This window comes from Paenibacillus sp. sgz302190 (assembly GCF_059820445.1).
In genome coordinates this window covers 1-21,107 of the sequence record NZ_JBZYAO010000056.1, presented here as the reverse complement: position 1 = coordinate 21,107, position 21,107 = coordinate 1, and the positions used below count along the sequence as shown (strand labels likewise).

At 51.9% G+C, this 21,107-nt stretch carries 1 protein-coding gene and 1 pseudogene; both read left to right on the top strand.

Annotated elements, in window-relative coordinates:
* Nucleotides 1-409 precede the first annotated feature (409 nt).
* Nucleotides 410-18,070: pseudogene (locus AC6RNO_RS34305) on the top strand (SDR family NAD(P)-dependent oxidoreductase); the annotation flags it as partial.
* Nucleotides 18,071-18,175: 105 nt separating this feature from the next.
* Nucleotides 18,176-21,107, top strand: a 2,932-nt coding sequence (locus AC6RNO_RS34300) for a beta-ketoacyl synthase N-terminal-like domain-containing protein (protein WP_497108180.1), incomplete at its 3' end; no start/stop codon positions are given.

The window sequence follows — 21,107 nt, the reverse complement described above, 5'->3', positions numbered from 1 at the left end:
GCAGGCCTGTTATCAAAGTCTTGCTTCCGATTGGGCGCAGATGCTTGTATTGCACGGCGACCGGGAAAAATTACGGCATTTTATAGGAGGCTTTGAGAGCAATGAAGAAGCAGAGTCTCCTGCCGATGCCTATTTTGTAAGGATTTCGGAAAAAGTTTCCAGCGGCGAATTAACTGAAGAACAATTCAGGGAAATTATCCTTTTGCGGTAAGGTGAGGTGGGAAACAGAATGGATCAAGATGTGAAAGGGTTATACCGTCAAATCAAAAGCGGGAAGATCACCCATGAACGAGCTGCCAGAAAAATTCAGGAGATGGTGCGTAGCAAGCAAATTCCGATTCTTAATTTTGCGGCCGATCCGGACAGTGGAGCCATTTTCGAATCAGAACCGGCGCTGCAAACTACAGGAGAAGAACAACTGCGCAAGCAAGCGGTCAACTACATGAAGCATCTGCTGTCTTCGGTACTGAGACTGCCGGCAGAGCGTATTGAAGCAGACGCGCCTATGGAGAAGTATGGCATAGATTCAGTCATGATGATGGAATTAACCGAGAAGCTGGAGCAAAAGTTCGGTTCGTTGCCCAAAACGTTGTTTTTTGAGTATCAGACGATTCAGGAATTGACGAATTATATATGGAAAGTATGCAGGAAATCGTTCATCGGCTTGCTGGATATCGAACTGAAAGCGCCAGCCGTCAAGGAGGCGGAACGCATATCCCCGGAAAAGACGTCAACATCTGCAATTTCCGCGCCGGCCGTCACTCAACCCCGCAAGCGGACTCGCTCCGCTGGTTCCGCGAAGAAACTTTTGGCTGATAAAAAGCCGGAAGCGCTGGATATTGCTATTATCGGGCTTGCGGGGCGATATCCGGGGGCTCGTAATGTTCGGCAATTGTGGGAGCAGTTAAGCCAGGGAAAGGACTGTATCACCGAAATACCCGCTGATCGGTGGGATCACGGTCTCTATTTTGACGAAGAGAAAAATAAATCTGGAAAAACTTATAGTAAATGGGGAGGCTTCCTGGAAGGGGTGGATCAGTTTGATCCGCTCTTCTTCCATATCTCGCCGCTTGAAGCGGAAGGGATGGACCCGCAGGAGCGCCTGTTTCTGGAATGTGTATATGAAACGATGGAGGATGCAGGTTACGCCCGGTCTATTGCCGGAAGCAAAGGAACGAATCTCGGCAAGAGCGGCGCAGTTGGCGTGTATGTAGGCGTGATGTACGAAGAATATCAGTTATATGGAGCTCAGGAGCAGACACGGGGACGCAATGTGGCATTGGGTGGAAATTCATCCTCTATCGCGAACCGGGTATCTTATTTTTTTAATTTTCACGGGCCGAGTATAGCTCTGAACACGATGTGTTCTTCTTCTTTAACCGCAATCCATTTAGCTTGCCAAAGCTTGCAAAGAGGCGAATGCAGCGCCGCCATTGCCGGCGGAGTCAATGTATCCGTACATCCGAATAAGTATTTGCTGCTCGGACAGGGAAGCTTTGTCTCAAGCAAAGGGCGCTGTGAAAGCTTCGGCGAAGGGGGCGACGGCTATGTGCCAGGCGAAGGTGTAGGCGCGATATTGCTTAAACCGCTCGATAAAGCTGTTGCTGATGGCGATCACATCTACGGCGTGATTAAAGGAACAGCGATTAATCATGGAGGCAAAACCAACGGGTATACGGTTCCGAATCCGAATGCGCAGGCCGAAGTCATTTGTCAGGCTTTTCAAGGGGCGGGCATTGATCCTCGAACGATTAGCTATATCGAAGCCCACGGCACCGGTACTTCATTAGGCGATCCTATAGAGATTGCGGGTTTGACAAAAGCTTTTGAAGTCTATACGCAAGACAAGCAGTACTGCTCCATCGGCTCGGTCAAGTCGAACATTGGACATTGTGAGAGCGCAGCTGGAATTGCTGGTATTACCAAAATTTTGCTTCAGATGAAGCATCGCCAATTGGCTCCTTCCCTGCATGCCAAGCAGCTCAATAAACATATTGATTTTGCAAACAGTCCCTTTGCCGTTCAGCAGAAGCTGGAAACATGGCAGCGGCCTGTTATCGGGCAGCGTGAGCTTCCGCGGATTGCCGGCATTTCATCATTTGGCGCCGGAGGGGCTAATGCTCATATCGTTATCGAGGAGCATATCGCGAACGGCGACGAGCTTGCCCTTCCTTCGTCTAACCCGGATCAACCGGTTATCATTGTTTTATCCGCCCGGAACGAAGAGCGTCTCAAAGAAAAAGCGCGTCAATTGCTTGCTTTTATTGTCGAGCAAGGTCTGTCTGAGCAGCATTTGGTTTCGATGGCTTACACGCTTCAAGCAGGCCGGGATGAGCTGAAAGAACGCCTGGCCATGACTGCAGGCTCGATCCGTGAGCTTACAAATAAGCTGGAAGCTTATCTCGCTGGCGGGCAGGAGATTGAGAATCTGATGCAGGGTCAAGTCAAACCTATTCACGAGGCGATGGCAATCGGGGAAGATGGGGATATCGAGAAAGTCATCGAAAGTTGGCTTGAGGAAGGATCCTATGCCAGGCTGCTTGAGCTATGGGTCAGCGGAGTATCTATAGACTGGAATAGATGGTACAGCGGCAAAAAAGTAAAGCGAATGAGCCTGCCCACGTATCCTTTTGAACGGAAGCGGTATTGGCTGGAGCAGACAAAGCCGATGCCAGCGGCAATAACGGCAGATGAGCCGAATCAACTGCACCCACTGGTTCACGCAAATACGTCCAATCTGGCTGAGCAGCGGTTTCGTTCCACCTTTACGGGACAGGAATTTTTTGCAGCGGGCCATATTGTGCAGGACCAGCGATTGTTTCCCGGCACAGCTTGTCTGGAAATGATTCGGGCCGCTGTGGAGCAAGCGGCAGAAGGCATCGATCCAAGTGGCAAGGCGCTTCAATTGAAGAATATAACCTGGATGCGTCCTATTAAATTCGAGGATCGCCCGGTTGATATCCAAATCGGAGTATACCCTCAAGATAACGGGGAGATTAATTGTACCATATCCAGTGCAGCGGAACTCCCGGCTGCTGAACTGACCGTACACAGCCAAGGAACTGCAGTGCTGCTTGCGCCCATTGCGGAAGCACCGAGATTGAATCTGCAGGCGCTTCAGGCGGCATGCAGGGGCGGATATGTATCGGCTGATGAATGTTATAGCCTGTACAGAAGGATGGGCGTGCATTACGGAGAAGAGCAGCAGGGGATCGAGTTTATTCATGCTGGCGAAGGCTGCGTGCTGGCTCATTTGAAGCTACCTGTCTCCGCAGCCGATGGGCTGGATTCCTGGGTGCTGCATCCGGTCCTGATGGACGCTGCCATTCAAGCAGGATTGGGCTTGCGGTTGTCCGGCTTCTCGAATCGGACAAAAAGCGGGGCGGCGTCCCTGGCTATGTTCACTCCGTTTGCTCTGGAGGAGCTTGTCATTTATGGGCGCTGTCTGCCTAGTATGTGGGTGTCGATTCGTTACAGTGAAGACGGGTCGAACAGGGATAGAGTGGAGAAGCTTGACCTTGACCTGTGCGATGAGCAGGGAACTGTTTGTGTGCGGATGAAAGGCTTTTCGATGATTCGCAAAGAGGAGAGCACGTCAGCTTCTTCCCCGTCGGATCCTGCCGCTGTAGCTTCTCAGAAGCATTCGGAGGCGCTGCTGCAGCAGCCGGTGTGGGACGTTGTCTCTATAGCGGATTGGGGGACGGCGTCTCCATACCCAACCGATCATGTGCTGTTGATTGGCGGCACTGCCGATCAGCGAAACGCCATCAAACTCAGCTATCCTGGGTTGCAAGAGCTGTTTGTGCAGCCTGGCGCGACGATCGAAGAGATCGCCGCTCAGTTAAAAGCACTGCCGGCTATAAAGCACATCATCTGGATCGTTCCTCATTCCGACCTTGTCACTTACGCTTCCGACGCTGTTATTCAGAGCCAGCAGGAGGGGGTGATTCAACTTTTTCGATGGGTCAAATCGTTGCTGAGCCTGGGATTCGGGTCTAAGGAACTGTACTGGACAATCTTGACAACCGGGACACAGGCGGTTCATCCGCAAGATGCGGTACATCCAACTCATGCAAGTGTTCACGGATTTGCAGGTTCCCTGGCAAAAGAATGGACAGAATGGAAAATTCGCCTGATTGATTTGGAGCCGGATTCAGATATTCCTTACGGCCAAATGACCATGATTCCGCCAGACCCGCAAGGAAATGCGTGGGCTGTGCGCAATCGGCAGTGGTACCGTCAGAAGCTGCTGAAGGTGAACGGTATTCATGCACCTTCGTCCACCGTGTACCGAAAGAATGGGGTGTATGTCGTCATTGGCGGAGCCGGAGGCATCGGTGAAGCCTGGAGCGAATACATGATCCGCACCTACCAGGCCCGAATCGTATGGATCGGCCGACGAGCGCAAGACGACAGCATCAGCGCTAAGCTCGATCGATTGGGCAATTGGGGCCCGGCACCTGTATATCTCGCTGCGGACGCAAGTGACTATCGGGCTCTTCAAGCCGCTTATGAAGATATCAAAGCGAGGTACGCTGTCATTCATGGGGTGATTCACTCGGCCGTCGGTGCACTGGATCAAAGTATGGCCCAGATGAACGAATCCCGGTTTCAGGCGGGACTGTCTGCGAAAATAGACGTAAGTGTACGAATGGCGCAAGTATTTGGAAGAGAACCGTTGGATTTTGCCCTGTTTTTTTCATCGATCGGTTCTTTCGGCAAGCCGCTCGGACAAAGCAGTTACACAGCCGGCTGTACGTTCGCGGACGCTTTTGCTCTTCAGCTCAGGAAAGAATGGTCTTCTTCGGTCAAAGTGATGAACTGGGGTTACTGGGGCGACATCGGGATAGGAAGCGCAGTCCCGCGAGCCTTTAAGAACAGGATGGCGCAAAGCGGAATCGGCTTTATCGAGCCGGCTGACGCCATGATCGCTTTGGAAGCGCTGCAGGCAGGACCCATCGATCAATTATCGTTGATCCAATTGGATCAATCACGGGCTCAGCAGTATGCGGATGAGGATGAATGGCTGGAGGTATACCCCGAACAGCGTGCAGTATCCGGTTCGAGTATTCGAAACTTGATGCCGCAGGCGGGGCCGCAAGTGGAACAGTTGATAGCCAATGGGGCTGCCTTAAGAGAAGGGATGGATCGTTTGCTTGGCCGACTGCTTTGGGGCGAGCTGCAGCGAAGCGGGATACTCGCGGATCAAAGTAGACTACTGGATATGTACAAGCGTTGGTTCGAGGAGAGTATGTCGCTTCTGACGAAACATGGAATATTCCCGCAAGCAGGTAATTACGACAGCGCTTACAGGGATTCTTTAAACGAAGGGGATGCAGCTTGGCAGGAGCAAAAAGAGCGATGGCGGGAAGAGACGAACTTGAGGGCCCAATTGTCGCTGGTGGAAGCAACGCTGCAAGCACTGTCGGATATTTTAACAGGCAAACGTCCGGCCACTGAGGTTATATTTCCGAATTCTTCGATGGAGCGTGTAGAAGGTATCTACAAAAATAATGAGGCAGCCGACCACTTCAATGAAGTGCTTTCCGATACGGTCATTGCCTGTATCCAGGAACAGCTGCGGCATGATCCCGACGCACAGATTAGTATTCTTGAGATTGGAGCTGGAACAGGGGGGACGAGCGCCATTGTTCTGGACAAGCTCAAGCCGTATCGCAACCGCATTCGGGAATATGCGTATACGGATCTTTCCAAAGCCTTTTTGATGCATGCCGAAAACGAGTACGGTTCCGATCATCCTTATTTGACAACTCATATTGTGAATGCGGAACAATCGCTGTTCGAGCAGCTTGTACCAACCGGCAGCTTTGATATCGTTATAGCGGCTAACGTGCTGCACGCGACCAAAGACATTCGCCAAACGATTCGGAACGTGAAGGCGGCTTTAAAGTCCAATGGCTGGATTGTAATGAATGAGCTTAGCGCCCATTCGTTATTTACCCATTTGACTTTCGGCCTTTTGGAAGGCTGGTGGTTGTACGAGGATGCAGAAATAAGAATTCCGGGCGGGCCGGGAGTATCCTCGACAGAATGGAAAAATCTATTGGAACAGGAAGGGTTTAGGGATGTTTTCTTTCCCGCAGCAGATGCGCATGAGTTGGGACAGCAGATTATAGCAGCTTCCAGCGACGGAATGATTCGCATTCGACGCAAGCATGAATCAGGGCAATCTCCCCAGATCGGCGCCGAAGAACGGACCCGCTCCGCTTTGCGCGAAAATAAACAGAATAAGCCGGATGTTTGGCAAGATTTATTGTTGGAGAGAAGTTTGAGCTATTTCAAGAAATTGATCGGCGATACCCTGAAAATACCGACGCAGCAAATTGATCCGTCCGAGCCCTTGGAGAACTACGGCATTGATTCGATTCTGGTTGTTCAGATGACCGACACGCTTCGCAAAGCATTCGGAGAAGTAAGCAGCACCCTGTTTTTCGAATACCAAACTTTGGATGCGGTGATTGACCATTTTATCCGGACGAGGAAAGAGAAGCTGGCAGCCCTGCTGGGATTAGAACAGAACGAGCTTGAGGCACACAGCGATGATGCGGCGGCTGCGCCAAGGGCTGTTCCTTCAGCTCCGAAGCTTCTTGGCAAGGAGAACAGACTCTTTATTCAAGTAACAGAGCCGGCGGGCACTGGGCTTTCGCCTTCTCGCGAACCGATCGCAATCATCGGGGTCAGCGGACGATATCCGCAAGCAAACAATCTGGATGCTTATTGGGAGCAGTTGCAGAAGGGGGCCGATTGCATAACGGAGGTTCCCGCCGATCGCTGGGCGATGGACGAACTGTTCGAAGCAGATCCGAAGAAAGCGGCAGAGGCTGGCAAAAGCTATGGCAAATGGGGCGGATTCATAGACGGCTTTGCCGAATTTGATCCCTTGTTTTTCAATATTTCCCCGCGCGAAGCATTAAGTATGGACCCGCAGGAACGGTTGTTTTTAATGTCGTGCTGGGAAGTTATGGAAGATGCCGGGTATACAAGGGAACGTTTGGCCAAACACTTCAATCGCCAGGTCGGCGTTTTCGCAGGCATTACTAAAACGGGATTTGATTTGTGCGGGTCGGAAGACTGGAAAAGAGAGGAGCGTATTTATCCTCATACTTCCTTCGGTTCGGTGGCTAATCGGGTCTCCTATCTGTTAAATCTGCAAGGCCCCAGCATGCCGATTGATACGATGTGCTCTTCCTCATTGACCGCTATACACGAAGCTTGTGAGCACCTGCATCGACAGGAATGCGAGATAGCTATTGCGGGCGGGGTGAATCTCTATTTGCATCCGTCCAGCTACATCGCTCTTAGCGCGCAGCAGATGCTTTCCGCAGACGGACAATGCAAAAGCTTCGGTCTGGGCGGCAACGGCTTCGTACCGGGGGAAGGCGTCGGTACCGTGCTGTTGAAGCCGCTGTCGCGGGCGATTGCCGATCAGGATCACATCTATGCCGTTATTCGCGCTACAGCGATCAATCATGGGGGCAAAACGAATGGTTACACGGTTCCTAATCCAATGGCACAAGGCGAGCTTATTCGCAAAGCACTGGATAAAGCGGGCATCCATGCTCGTACCGTGAGCTATATGGAGGCGCACGGAACAGGAACCGAACTGGGCGACCCGATCGAGATCGCTGGACTTACGCAGGCGTTCGGAAAAGATACGCAGGAAACCGGATTTTGCTCCATCGGCTCCGTTAAATCGAATATTGGCCATTTAGAAGCAGCTGCTGGCATCGCGGGCTTGACCAAAATTATTTTGCAAATGAAGCATCAAAAGCTTGTTCCTACGCTTCATGCGGAGCAATTGAATCCGAACATTCATTTTGCCAAAACGCCTTTTACCGTGCAGCAGAAGCTTGAAGAGTGGAGAAGACCGTCGGTCATCCTTCATGGAGTTGCACTGGAATATCCGCGCATCGCCGGCATTTCTTCTTTTGGAGCGGGCGGGGCTAATGCGCATGTCGTGATTGAGGAATATATACCGCGAACAGAAGAGCGTCCCTTATTCGCTGTTTCACCGGACCAGCCTGCGCTTATCGTCCTTTCTGCCAAAAATGAAGGGCGCCTTCGGGAACAGGTTCTGCGTTTGAACGCCTATTTGGAGAAGCATCTTCTGCAGGATGCAGCTCTTGCCGATATCGCCTACACCTTGCAAACAGGGCGCGAAGCGATGGATGAACGTTTGGCCTTGATTGTATATTCAATGAAGGAATTGAAGGAGAAGCTGCAAGCTTTTATAGAAGGTCAGGAAAGTACCGAATATGTATATCGCGGACAAGTGAAGCGCAATAAAGAAACGATGGCTCTGTTTGCCGACGATGAGATGCAGGAAGCCGTAACCCGCTGGATCGCGCGAAAGAAATATACGAAGCTGCTGGATCTGTGGGTCAAGGGGCTTTCCCTGGATTGGGATCAATTTTATGGAGATGCTCAGCCTCGCCGCATTCCTTTGCCGACGTATGCATTTGGTAAGGAACGGTATTGGATGCCTGAGGATCAGGCGAACACAAGGAGCAGAGCGTTGGTTCAGGGTGTGGAATCCCGCTTGCATCCGCTGCTTCACCGCAATACTTCCGATTTGGCGGAGCAGCGGTACAGCTCCAGCTTTACAGGTCATGAATTTTTTCTCCGTGATCATCGCGTAAAAGGCAGCCGCGTTTTGCCGGGTGTGGCCTATCTGGAAATGGCCAGAGCTGCAGTCGTTGACGCGCTGGGGAGCAGCGTGCAGGGTTCGATGTTGCAACAGAATCAAATCGAGAGAATGCGGCTCAAGAACATCGTATGGCTGCGGCCCGTCATCGTCGATGAGGAAGAGACCGGCGTTCATATTGCTCTGTGTCCAGAAGATAACGGAGAAATTGCTTTTGAAATTTACAGCCTGCCCCGCGGGAATGAAGCGGAGGCAATTGTTCATTGTCAGGGAGTGGCAGAAGCAGGCGCTCCGGCGATCCAGCCGAAGGCGGATCTGGCAAATCTGATGCATGAATGCAAAAACGGGTTTATTTCTCCTGAGCTGCTCTATGAAGCTTTCCATCAGATGGGGATCGAATATGGACCGGGTCACCGCGCCATTGAATCTTTGTACATGGGAAACGATCTGTTTTTGGCCAGGCTGTCTTTGCCCTTATCGGCATCCGATCAGGATCAGGCTTACGTGCTGCACCCAAGCCTGATGGACGCTGCCTTGCAAGCACCGCTTGGTTATTTCCTCAGTTCCGCTGGAGGAGCAGTGCCTGCCCCGGTGAAGCCTGTGCTGCCTTATGCTCTGCAGGAGCTGGAAGTGATATGCGCATGCACGAGCTCAATGTGGGCATTAATCCGGCACAGTCAAGGAAGCAAACCGGGCGATAAACTGCAGAAGCTCGACATCGATCTGATGGATGAAACGGGTCAAATTTGCGTGCGAATGAGAGGATATACAACTCGCGTTCTGGATGAGGAGGGAGACCGTGCAGATACGGCGGTTCAAACAGCGACTTTGTTGTTTGAGCCGGGTTGGGACGAACAGGCGATTGAACCCGCTGTGCAGGCTTCTTTTGAGCAGCATGTGGTGTTGATTTGCGAGCAGGATAACAATCTGGCGGCTTGGCTTGCGCAACATATGAATGAAACAAGCTGCATCCATCTTCATTCGGAAGAGGACAGCCTCGCTGAACGCTTTCAAGCGTATGCGGCTCAGATATTGGCACAGCTGCAGGCGATTCTGAACAACGGTTCCAGCGGCAAAGTGCTGATTCAGCTTGTCGGCTCGTGCAGGAATGAACAGCGGCTGTGGACCGGCCTGTATGGACTGCTGCAAACAGCCCAGATGGAGAATTCCAAAATTGTGAGTCAATTGATTGAAATGGAGCCCGAAGCTGCTTCGGAAGTCTGGAAGCAGAGGCTGCTGGAGAACCGTGTACGTCCAACGGACGGACGGGTTCAATATCGCCAAGGTAAACGCCGTGTAGGCGTTTGGAAGGAGATAGAGGCGTTGGATCATACGCCAAATTATCCCTGGAAGGACCGCGGCATTTATGTCATTACAGGAGGTGTGGGCAATCTCGGGCTTATTTTTGCTGCTGAAATGACCCGGCATGTGGAAGGGGCTGTAGTTTTTTTGACAGGACGGTCGCCGCTTTCCGCAGATATGCAAGCCAAGCTGCAGAATCTGGCGTCTTCCGGCAATCAGGTTCACTACAGGCAGGTGGATGCAGCGGATCAAGAAGCCGTTGTTGCTTTCATCGATAAGATCGTACAGGATTATGGCCGATTGGATGGCATTATCCACAGTGCAGGTCTCATTCGCGATCAGTACTTGCATGTGAAAAGTCAGGAACAGCTGCGCGAGGTTATGGCTCCCAAGGTGAACGGCCTGATCCATATCGATGAGGCGACCCGCGGACTCCCGCTGGACTTTTTTATGATCTTCTCCTCTTTGGCTGCCGTGATGGGGAACTTGGGACAGGGCGATTATGCGGCTGCCAACGCTTTTATGGATGCTTATGCCGGATATCGGGTATCGCTAGCCGAGCAGGGTCAACGCCATGGTCAAACGATTTCGATTAATTGGCCGTTGTGGCAGGAAGGCGGGATGCAGGTGCCTGCCCAGACCGGGCAATGGATGGAGGATAATCTGGGGATCGTACCGCTGCCGACGCCATCGGGCATACGAGCTTTGCTTCAGGGATTCGCCGCAAATAAAAGCCGGATTATCGTTGTGAATGGGCGGCCTGCGCCAATCAGACAAAAGCTGTTTCCGCCGCGCGTTGCTGCGGCAAAGCCGATTGCCGCAATCGCTTCGTCCATTGGACAAAACGCGGTTGGAGATGCAAAGAGCTTGCCGGACAAGCTGCTGGCCGCTCTAACGGCAGCGATTTCCAAATTGCTTAAAGTGAACGGCGATGATATCGATATCCATACCGGGCTGAGCGAATATGGGTGTGATTCCATTTCGTTCACTCAATTCGCCAACGATCTGAATCGGGATTTCAAGCTTGAATTGGCGCCTACCGTCTTTTTTGAGTATGAAACCTTGGCGAGTCTGGCTGCCTATTTATTGGAGGAACACGGCCCTAGTATTAGGGAAAAGTTTGCCGAATCGATTGGAAGCCCCGGCGTTTTACGGGCTGCGGGGGAAGAGGAGAGCTTGACCGGTTCAACCGGACAGATCAACCAACCCGCGTCTGTTTCTTTCGCAACCCGCCGCGGCCGCCGATTTGCCAAGCTTCCCGAGGTTTCTTCCGAAAGAAAGGCAGCTGCCGCCGCCGATTCGGATGCCATCGCGATTGTAGGTGTAAGCGCCTGCTTCCCGATGGCCCGGGACATCGATGAGTTCTGGAGCAATCTGGCCGAGGGCAAAGATTGCATTCGTGAAATCCCCGCTGATCGGTGGGATTGGAGAGCTATTTACGGCGATCCGGCGAAAGAAGAAAATAAGACCAATATCAAGTGGAGCGGTTTTATCGACGGTGTGGACGAATTTGATCCTTTGTTTTTCGGGATTTCTCCGCGCGAGGCCGAATTAATGGATCCCCAGCAGCGGCTGTTGATGACCCATGTATGGAAGGTGATCGAAGATGCGGGAATGTCACCGCAAAGTTTATCGGGTACGAAAACGGGGATTTTTGCAGGAACATCTTTCAGCGGCTACAGCAGTCTGATTTCCAAGGCTCAGCTTCCCGTAGACAGCTATTCCTCAACCGGGCTTGTTCCTTCTGTAGGACCTAACCGAATGAGCTTTTTTCTGAATATCCACGGGCCGAGCGAACCGATTGAGACCGCCTGTTCAAGCTCTTTGGTTGCTATTGTGCGTGCGGTGAGCGCGATTGAAAACGGCAGTTGCGAGATGGCAATTGTCGGAGGCGTGAATACGATCGTTACGCCGGACGGGCATATCAGTTTCAACAAAGCAGGTATGCTGGCGCATGACGGCCGTTGTAAAACATTTTCCGATGAAGCTAATGGATATGTCCGCAGCGAAGGCGCAGGCATGCTCTTCTTGAAGAAGCTGAGCGCAGCCGAGCGGGACGGCAATGTGATTTACGGATTGATTCGGGGAGCTGCCGAAAATCACGGCGGCCGGGCGACTTCATTGACGGCTCCGAATCCGAAAGCCCAGGCCGATCTGCTCAAAACAGCCTATACGCAAGCAGGCATTGATCCGAACACGATCACTTATATAGAAACACACGGCACGGGCACGGAGCTTGGAGATCCGATTGAAATTAACGGGCTCAAATCCGCCTTCCAGTCTTTGCATGAAATGGCGGGAAGTTCACCGAGGCCGGAGGCTTACTGCGGCTTGGGCTCCGTCAAATCGAATATTGGACACGCTGAGTTGGCTGCGGGAATTGCCGGAGTAATCAAGGTGCTGCTGCAGCTTAAACATCGGACATTGGTAAAAAGCCTGCACTGTGAGACGATCAATCCATATATCCAATTGAAAGACAGTCCCTTTTACATTGTGCAGGAAAAACAGGCCTGGATGGCCGTGAAGGATAAGGATGGCAATGAGCTGCCCCGGCGAGCGGGCATAAGCTCCTTTGGCTTCGGAGGCGCCAATGCGCATGTGGTGCTTGAGGAATATGTGCCCAAGCATCCTGCTGATCGCCGGACTGCCGCAATCACACCTGACGCCCCCGCGGTTATTGTGCTGTCGGCTAAAAATGAAGATCGCCTTTATGAGCAAGCGAAGCAGTTGTTAGCTTTTTTGCAAAAAAGACAGATCGATGACGCCGCCTTGGCGGATGTCGCTTATACGCTCCAGACAGGGCGTGAAGCGATGGAAGAGCGTCTGGCTATGACGGCTTCCTCCGTCCCTGAATTGGAACAGCATCTCCAAGCATTCATACAAGGCGGCGAAGGCAGCGGATTATTGTATCGAGGGCAGGCTCAACGGATTCAAAAGCTGATTGCCCAGTTCGGCTCGGAGGAGGAGATCAGGAACTCTGTAACGCGATGGATGGAGCAAAAAGCTTACGCAAACGTGCTGGAACTGTGGGTCAGAGGACTTTCCGTGAACTGGAGTCAACTGTACAAGGAGGGCAAACCGCGTTTAATCAGCTTGCCGACGTATCCGTTCGCTAAGGAACGCTACTGGGTGCCGGATGCCAAGAAAGAGTATGGCAGCCAATCTAACGGGACTTTGGCGATCCTGCATCCGCTGCTGCATCGCAACACCTCCGATTTTTCGGAACAACGGTTTGAATCGCTTTTTACAGGACAGGAATTTTTCTTCAAGGATCACCGAGTCAACGGGCAAAAGGTTTTCCCGGGCGCAGCCTATTTGGAAATGACTCGCGCTGCCGCGGAGAGATCGCTTGGCGGACCCAACGAAAGCCCGGGAAGCGATAGGACGGATATCCTGTATTTGAAAAATATCGTCTGGGCAAGAGCGGTTACGATCGCTGAGGAGCCTGCCAGCCTGCATATTGCACTTGTTCCCACGGAAGCCGGCCAAGCGGCTTTTGAAATTTACAGCGCATCGTACGGCAGTAACAACGAACGCATCGTACACAGTAAAGGATTAGCCGCATGGGGCTATGGAGCAGCTGTGGAAAAGCGGGATTTGCCGGCTTTGCAGGCTTCGTGCAGTCATACCGAAATAAGCCGGAGCCGCGTGTATAAAACGTTTAAGGCCATCGGAATCGACTATGGGCCGTCCCATCAAGGCATTGAAACCCTTTATATCGGAAAGGGGCAAATTTTGGCCAAACTGGCTTTGCCAGGACCCTTTGCAGTCGGTTCGCATGAATTTGTGCTCCATCCCGGCATGCTGGATGCGGCCTTGCAGGCAACGATTGGCTTTTTGTTGGGTTCGTATGCTGAAGAGGACATGCCGTTAATCCGTCCCATCGTCCCATTTGCCCTGCAGGAGATCGAAATCAGGGGGGCATGTACGGCTTCGATGTGGGCTTTGATCCGTTACAGTGAGGGCAGCCATCCCGAGAGTTCGCTCCAAAAGCTCGATATCGATATGATGGATGCCGATGGAAGTACGCGGATACGGTTGAAGGGATACACTTCTCGTGCATGGGACAGTGAATTGCAACAGGCTGCGGATAAGAATGGAGCCGAGCCGTCGTTGTTTGCGCCGGCCTGGACAGAGCAGGCGGCCAAGGCCGGGCAAGATGTCGAATATGACGAGCATCTGGTCATGATGTGCGAACCGGAACATCCTCTGGAAGACGACTGGAAATCTCGCTTTAACCGTGTTCGCTTTATTGTCCTGCAATCGCAGGAACAGGGCGTTGCTGATCGGTACAAGACGTATGCGGAATGGATACTTGAAGAGATTCAGGCGCTCTTGAGAAAGCCTTCCGCAGGGAAGGTATTGATTCAGCTTGTCTTCTCAACAAAAAAGGAACAGCAGCTTTTCAGCGGTTTGTTCGGGCTTCTGCAAACAGCTGCCTTGGAGAATCCGAGAATAACCGTGCAATGTATTGGCGCGGAGTCGACCGAGGACGTATTTATTTCCAAATTATTAGAAATAAACGCAGGCACTTTGGACATGAGAGTTCGGTATGAAGCGGGTAATCGGTATGTGGGCAACTGGGCAGAAGTGGATCGCCCCGGACAACTGGCAGCCCTGCCGTGGAAGGATCGCGGCGTCTATGTCATCACAGGCGGAGCCGGCGGTTTGGGTCTGATCTTTGCCAACGAAATTATCCGCCGGGTGAAAATGCCCGTCCTGCTGCTTGCCGGCAGCACTTCTTTGAAGCCGGAGAAGCGAGACAAGATCAGAGAGATGGAAAAGCTCGGCGCTAAGGTTGCTTACCGGCAAGTCGATATCACGAAGGCTCACAGCGTAAATGAATGGATTCATGAGATACAGCGGGAATATGGCAGGATTGATGGGATCATCCATTGCGCCGGCATCATTCGCGATAATTATTTGTTGAAGAAAACGCAGGATGAGCTGCAGGAAGTTCTCGCTCCGAAGGTTAGCGGTGTGATGCATTTGGATGAAGCGACCAAGGATGAAACGCTCGATTTCTTTATTATGTTTTCTTCCTTGGCGGCAATGGCGGGAAGCGCCGGCCAAGGCGATTATGCCGCCGCGAATGCATTCATGGACGCTTATGCGCACTATCGTTCCCAACTGGCGGCAGAAGGCCGGCGTCAGGGACGCTCCCTATCGATCAATTGGCCGCTGTGGCAGGATGGCGGGATGCAGGTTGATCCCGATCTAGCGAGAATGATGCGTCAGCACACGGGCATCGTCAGTCTGGAGACAGAAGCCGGCCTTCAGTCTTTCTATCGAAGCTGGGCCGCGGAAGGGAGTCAGGTATCGGTAGTGGCTGGCCATCTTCAGCGTCTGCAATCCGTGATGTTCCGGCAGCCCTCGCCGTCTGTGGAGCAAGCACAAGCAGCTTCCAAGCTGTCAGAGGTTGCGGTTCATCCGGACGAATTGCGGGAAAAAGCGGTTCATATGTTGAAGCAACTGCTCGCTGCTGTCATCAAACTGCCTGCGAATCGGATTGATCCCATGATGCCAATGGAGAAATACGGGATTGATTCCTTGATGATCATGCAGTTGAACAACCAATTGGAAGAGACCTTCGGTTCCCTGTCTAAAACACTCTTTTTCGAATATCAGACGTTAGATGCATTGAGCGATTATTTCCTTGAAAACCATCGGGCGCAGCTGCTGAATCTGTTAGAGATTCAACAGCCGCAGCTTGTTTCAGGGGGAGCTGTCACTCACACCGCAGCCTCAGAACCGGTAAGCCGCGAGAAGGTGGAGAGGATCGGCAGTAAGCCTGAGCGATTCGTTCCTTCCCGTCGAGACGAGAAGGAAGCAAGGTCATCCTCTGCATTGGACATCGCGATTATCGGTGTAGCCGGCCGTTATCCCGGCGCAGTCGATATTCAGCAGTTCTGGAGCAATTTGCGGGATGGCAAAGACAGTATCACAGAAATTCCGCAGGAACGCTGGGATTATCGTTTATATTACGATGAAGATAAGACGAAGTTGGGTAAAACGAACAGTAAGTGGGGCGGTTTCATGGAAGGCGTAGATCGTTTCGACCCGCTCTTTTTCCACATCTCGCCTCGGGAAGCGGAAATCATGGACCCGCAGGAGCGTTTATTCCTGCAATGCGCATTTGAAGTATTGGAAGATGCCGGTTATACCCGTGAAGCTTTAAGTAAGCGTTATGGGAATGGCTATGGCGGCAACGTGGGCGTATACGTCGGAGTGATGTATGAAGAATATCAGCTTTACGGAGCGCAGGAGCAGACGCAAGGCCGTTCTATCGCTCTTGCAGGAAGTCCGTCATCGATTGCCAATCGGGTATCGTACTTCTGTAACTTTCACGGTCCGAGTATGGCGATTGATACGATGTGTTCCTCTTCTCTTACGGCGATCCATCTGGCTTGCAATGCGCTCTTGCGCGGCGAATGCGAGCTGGCGCTTGCCGGCGGTGTGAATGTATCGATTCACCCGAATAAGTATTTGAATCTGGGTCAGGGCAAATTCGTTTCGAGCAAGGGCAGATGCGAGAGCTTCGGGGAAGGGGGAGACGGGTATGTCCCGGGGGAAGGAGTGGGCGCATTACTGCTCAAGCCGTTTCATCTGGCGGTCGCTGACGGCGATCAGATTTACGGAGTGATCAAGGGAACTGCGGCTAACCACGGCGGCAAAACGAACGGATATACCGTTCCTAATCCGAATGCCCAAGCTGATGTCATTGCACGAACATTGAAAGAAGCGGGCATTGACCCAAGAACGGTGAGTTATATCGAAGCGCATGGCACGGGAACATCGCTTGGCGATCCGATAGAGATAACAGGATTGTCCAAATCTTTCCAGAGGTACACGAAAGACAAGCAGTTCTGTGCGATTGGCTCGGTGAAGTCTAACATCGGGCATTGCGAGAGCGCAGCGGGGATCGCTGGGGTAACGAAAGTACTACTACAGATGAAGCATAAACAGCTTGTTCCTTCGCTGCACGCAGAGACGTTGAACCCGAACATCGACTTTGGCAAGACACCGTTTGTCGTTCAGCAAAGGCTGGAGGAGTGGGTGCGTCCGCAAATCAGCATAAACGGAGTAATGAAGGAATATCCGCGAAGAGCAGGCGTTTCCGCATTCGGGGCCGGAGGCTCTAACGTCCATATTCTTCTTGAAGAATATGTGCCTCAAAGCCGTCAGCATTCTCCGCAGCCTGCCATGGGGCAGCAGCCTGTACTCATTGTGCTGTCCGCCAAACAACCGGAGCGGCTGCGCGAACAGGCAGATCGATTGCTGCATGTATTGCGGCAACAATCGATTTCTGACAACATGCTCGCTGATATCGCGTACACGCTGCAAGTCGGAAGGGAAGCTATGGAGGAGCGCCTGGGCATTGAGGCTGCTTCATCGGAAGAGCTTAAGATGAAGCTGGAGGCTTTTCTGGAAGGCAACAACGCTGTGGAAGGCCTTTATCCGGGGCATCGAAAACGAGGGCAAGAGGCATTTCTCGCTTCGGCCGACGAGAGCTCGGCTGCTGATATACCCGGATTGCTTCAACAACGTAAATATGGTGAAGTTCTGGCGTTGTGGAGCAATGGGGCATTTGTGGATTGGGAGAATATGTATGGCGGCGGCATACGGCAGCGAGTCAGTTTGCCCACGTATCCTTTTGCCAGGGACCGCTATTGGGTTCCTGCGATGAGTGACAAAGCGGATATGGAGTTTACCGGCCGTACTCTTCCGCTCCATTCCGGCGATCAGAAAGAAACTGAGGCCGAGGAACAGGTTGCGCTGTACCCGGAAACGGTTGCCTCTGTGTTTCAGAACATGAAGCAGCAACTGAAAAGCGCAGTGAAGCCTTTGGATTTGTCTGCTGCTTCCCCGCAAGCGGCAGAGTCGGAGATCGGGGAAGTGCGCTCTCAAGTGCAAGAGGTACTCGTACGGTACTTATCTGAATTGCTTGAGGTCAGCGATGAGTACTTGGATGTTCATGTGGAGTTGGATGAGTACGGATTCGATCAAATCAAACAGGTCGAACTTATTCAGAGATTAAATCAGACCTACGAACTGGATATGACACCGGCTATTTTCTTGGAGTATCCGACAATCCTTAATCTTGTCCAATATTTGTTAATTGCTTACACCGAAAGATTGACAGCCTACTATCAACGGTTAACCGTCAAAGTGTAAGATATTTGCTGCACGTGTACAGGAGGGAAAAGAATGAAGGTAATGGATCGGCATCTCAGCAAGCTGCTGTGGGCGCAATTGCAGGCTGTGGGCATATCGTTCCATGGAAGTAAGGGAACGGACATTGACCTCAAACACACCGGGATCAGCCATGGATATGAGAGATGGTTGGAAACGAGTTTATTGTTGCTGGTTCAAGAACGAATACTTGCCTGCGATGGGCAGTTTTATTATCTGGCCGATGAAGTTCCTGCGAATGTGAACACCGTATGGGAGGAATGGGAACAGCAGAAGACAGCTTGGTTGAATGAACCCGATCTGAAAGCTCAAGTGAGATTAGTCGACGCAGCGCTTCGTGCGCTGCCCGACATTCTCGCCGGAAAACTGCCCGCTACAGATATTATGTTTCCAGGATCCTCGATGGAATTAGTTGAGGGTATCTATAAGAACAATCGTGTATCGGACTATTTTAACGATGTGCTCGGAAATACGCTGATTTTATTTATAGAAGAAACACTCAAGCATAATCCTTCTGCGCAGATACGAATTTTTGAGATTGGCGCGGGGAGCGGAGGGACGAGCGCAGGGTTGTTCAATAGATTGCAGGCGTACAGGGATCATATCAAGGAATATTGCTATACGGATATTTCGCGAGCCTTTTTGCTGCATGCCGAAAAAGAATACGGCCCGGACAATCCTTATTTGACTTGCCGAATTTTCAATACAGAGCAGTCTGTTGCCGGACAAGGCATTATACCGGGTGCCTATGACGTGGTAATTGCCGCTAATGTGCTGCATGCCACGGCCAATATTCAAAAAACCTTGCGCAACGCCAAAGCTCTCTTGAGAAAAAACGGTCTCCTTTTATTGAATGAAATCAGCACACATTCTTTGTTCACCCATCTGACCTTTGGACTGCTGAAAGGATGGTGGCTGTATGAAGATCCGGAGCTGCGCATTCCGGGCTGTCCTGGACTATATCCTAGTGTATGGCAGCAGGTGCTGGAAAGCGAAGGCTTTGGCTCTGTATTCTTCCCGACGGAAGAATCTCATCATTTGGGTCAACAAATTATCGTTGCTGAAAGCGATGGAGTGGTTCGGCAAATACAGGAAAGCAAGCCCGCTCCATTATCTGAAAAGGAAAAAGGCGAGCTGCCCCCGTCCCGTCGGGATAAACCCAATCGTCCGGTGACGAGCGTGCGTGAGGCTTCCTCCAACTCCAGAATCGTCGATTTCGTGAGAGAGAGATTGATCGTAACGATGTCTGAAGCATTGAAGCTGGACAGGGATCTGATCGATCTTGATCAATCGTTTGCCGATTATGGACTTGATTCCATTATTGGCGTCAATTTTGTTCAAGCGGTTTCCGACATACTGAGGATCGATTTGCAAACCACCGACATCTTTGATTTTAGCTCGATTCGCCGCCTAACGGAGTTTATTGTGTCAGAGCACGGAGATGCCATTGCAGCCATGTTGCCGGGAAGCGAGCATTCTTCGGTTCCTCATCAGGAAATAAAGGCAGAGCCGCAGGAGCATAAAAACGCTTTTAGGCAGGTGGGAAATTCACAGAGAAGCACGATCAGAGAAACGGATACTTCTCAACTGACCGATCAAGCAGACTCTGCCGCTTATTATGAACCTATTGCTATCATTGGAATGAGTGGCAGATTCGCCAAGTCCGGCAGTGTGGATGCGCTGTGGGAACATTTGGCTAATGGCGATAATCTGGTAGATCGAATTTCCCGTTGGGACTTGTCCCAATACCATAAAAAGGAAGACTTGTATTGCGATTACGGAAGCTTTTTGGATGGGATCGATCAATTCGATCCGTTATTTTTCAATATATCGGGGATTGAGGCCACTTATATGGACCCGCAGCAGCGTCTTTTTTTAGAGGAGTCATGGAGGGCGCTGGAAAATGCGGGGTACGCAGGAGCCAAAGTTGGGGGAACTCGCTGCGGGGTGTACGTTGGATGTGCGGCAGGGGATTATAACACACTGTTTACCGAAAACCTTCCTCCTCAGGCGTTATGGGGCTCTCTCAATTCAGCGATTGCGGCTCGCATTGCTTATTGTCTGGATCTTCAAGGTCCTGCTATTGCTGTGGATACGGCTTGCTCCAGCTCTCTTGTTTCGATCCATCTCGCCTGCCAGGGATTGTGGTCCGGAGAGACGGACATGGCCTTGGCCGGAGGTATTTATATCCAGGCTACGCCTCAATATCACTTGTTGGCCGATGGAGCGGGGATGCTGTCGCGTACCGGCAAGTGCTACACCTTTGACAACCGGGCTGACGGTATGGTGCCGGGAGAAGCCGTTGGGGCGGTTGTACTCAAACGCCTCCGCGACGCAATCGATGACGGTGACCATATCTACGGCGTCATTCGCGGTTCGGGGATCAATCAGGACGGTACGACCAACGGCATAACGGCGCCCAGCCTCAAGTCGCAAGAACGGCTGGAGCGCGAGGTGTATGAAACGTTTGGCATTGATCCGGCACAGATTCAGATGGTTGAAGCGCATGGAACGGGCACCAGGCTCGGCGACCCGATCGAGTATCAGGCGCTCAGCCGGGCTTTCCGCCATTATACCGATGATGAGCAATTTTGTGCGATCGGTTCGTTGAAAACGAACATTGGGCATACGCAGCTTGCCTCCGGTGTAGCCGGGTTAATCAAAATTCTGCTGTCCTTGCAGCATAAGCAGATACCGCCCTCTCTACACTTCGAGTCGGGCAATTCGAACATTCAGTTTGCGAGCAGTCCCTTTTATGTGAATACAGCATTGAAGGAATGGAACGTGAAACCAGGGGTCAAAAGGCGTGCCGCCATCAGCTCATTCGGCGCTACAGGAACGAATGCGCACATGGTGATCGAAGAAGCTCCGCAGATGGAGCGCGTGCACGCCGGGAAGCCGGGTTACCTGATCGTCTTATCGGCGCAAAGCCAGGGGCAGCTGCGTC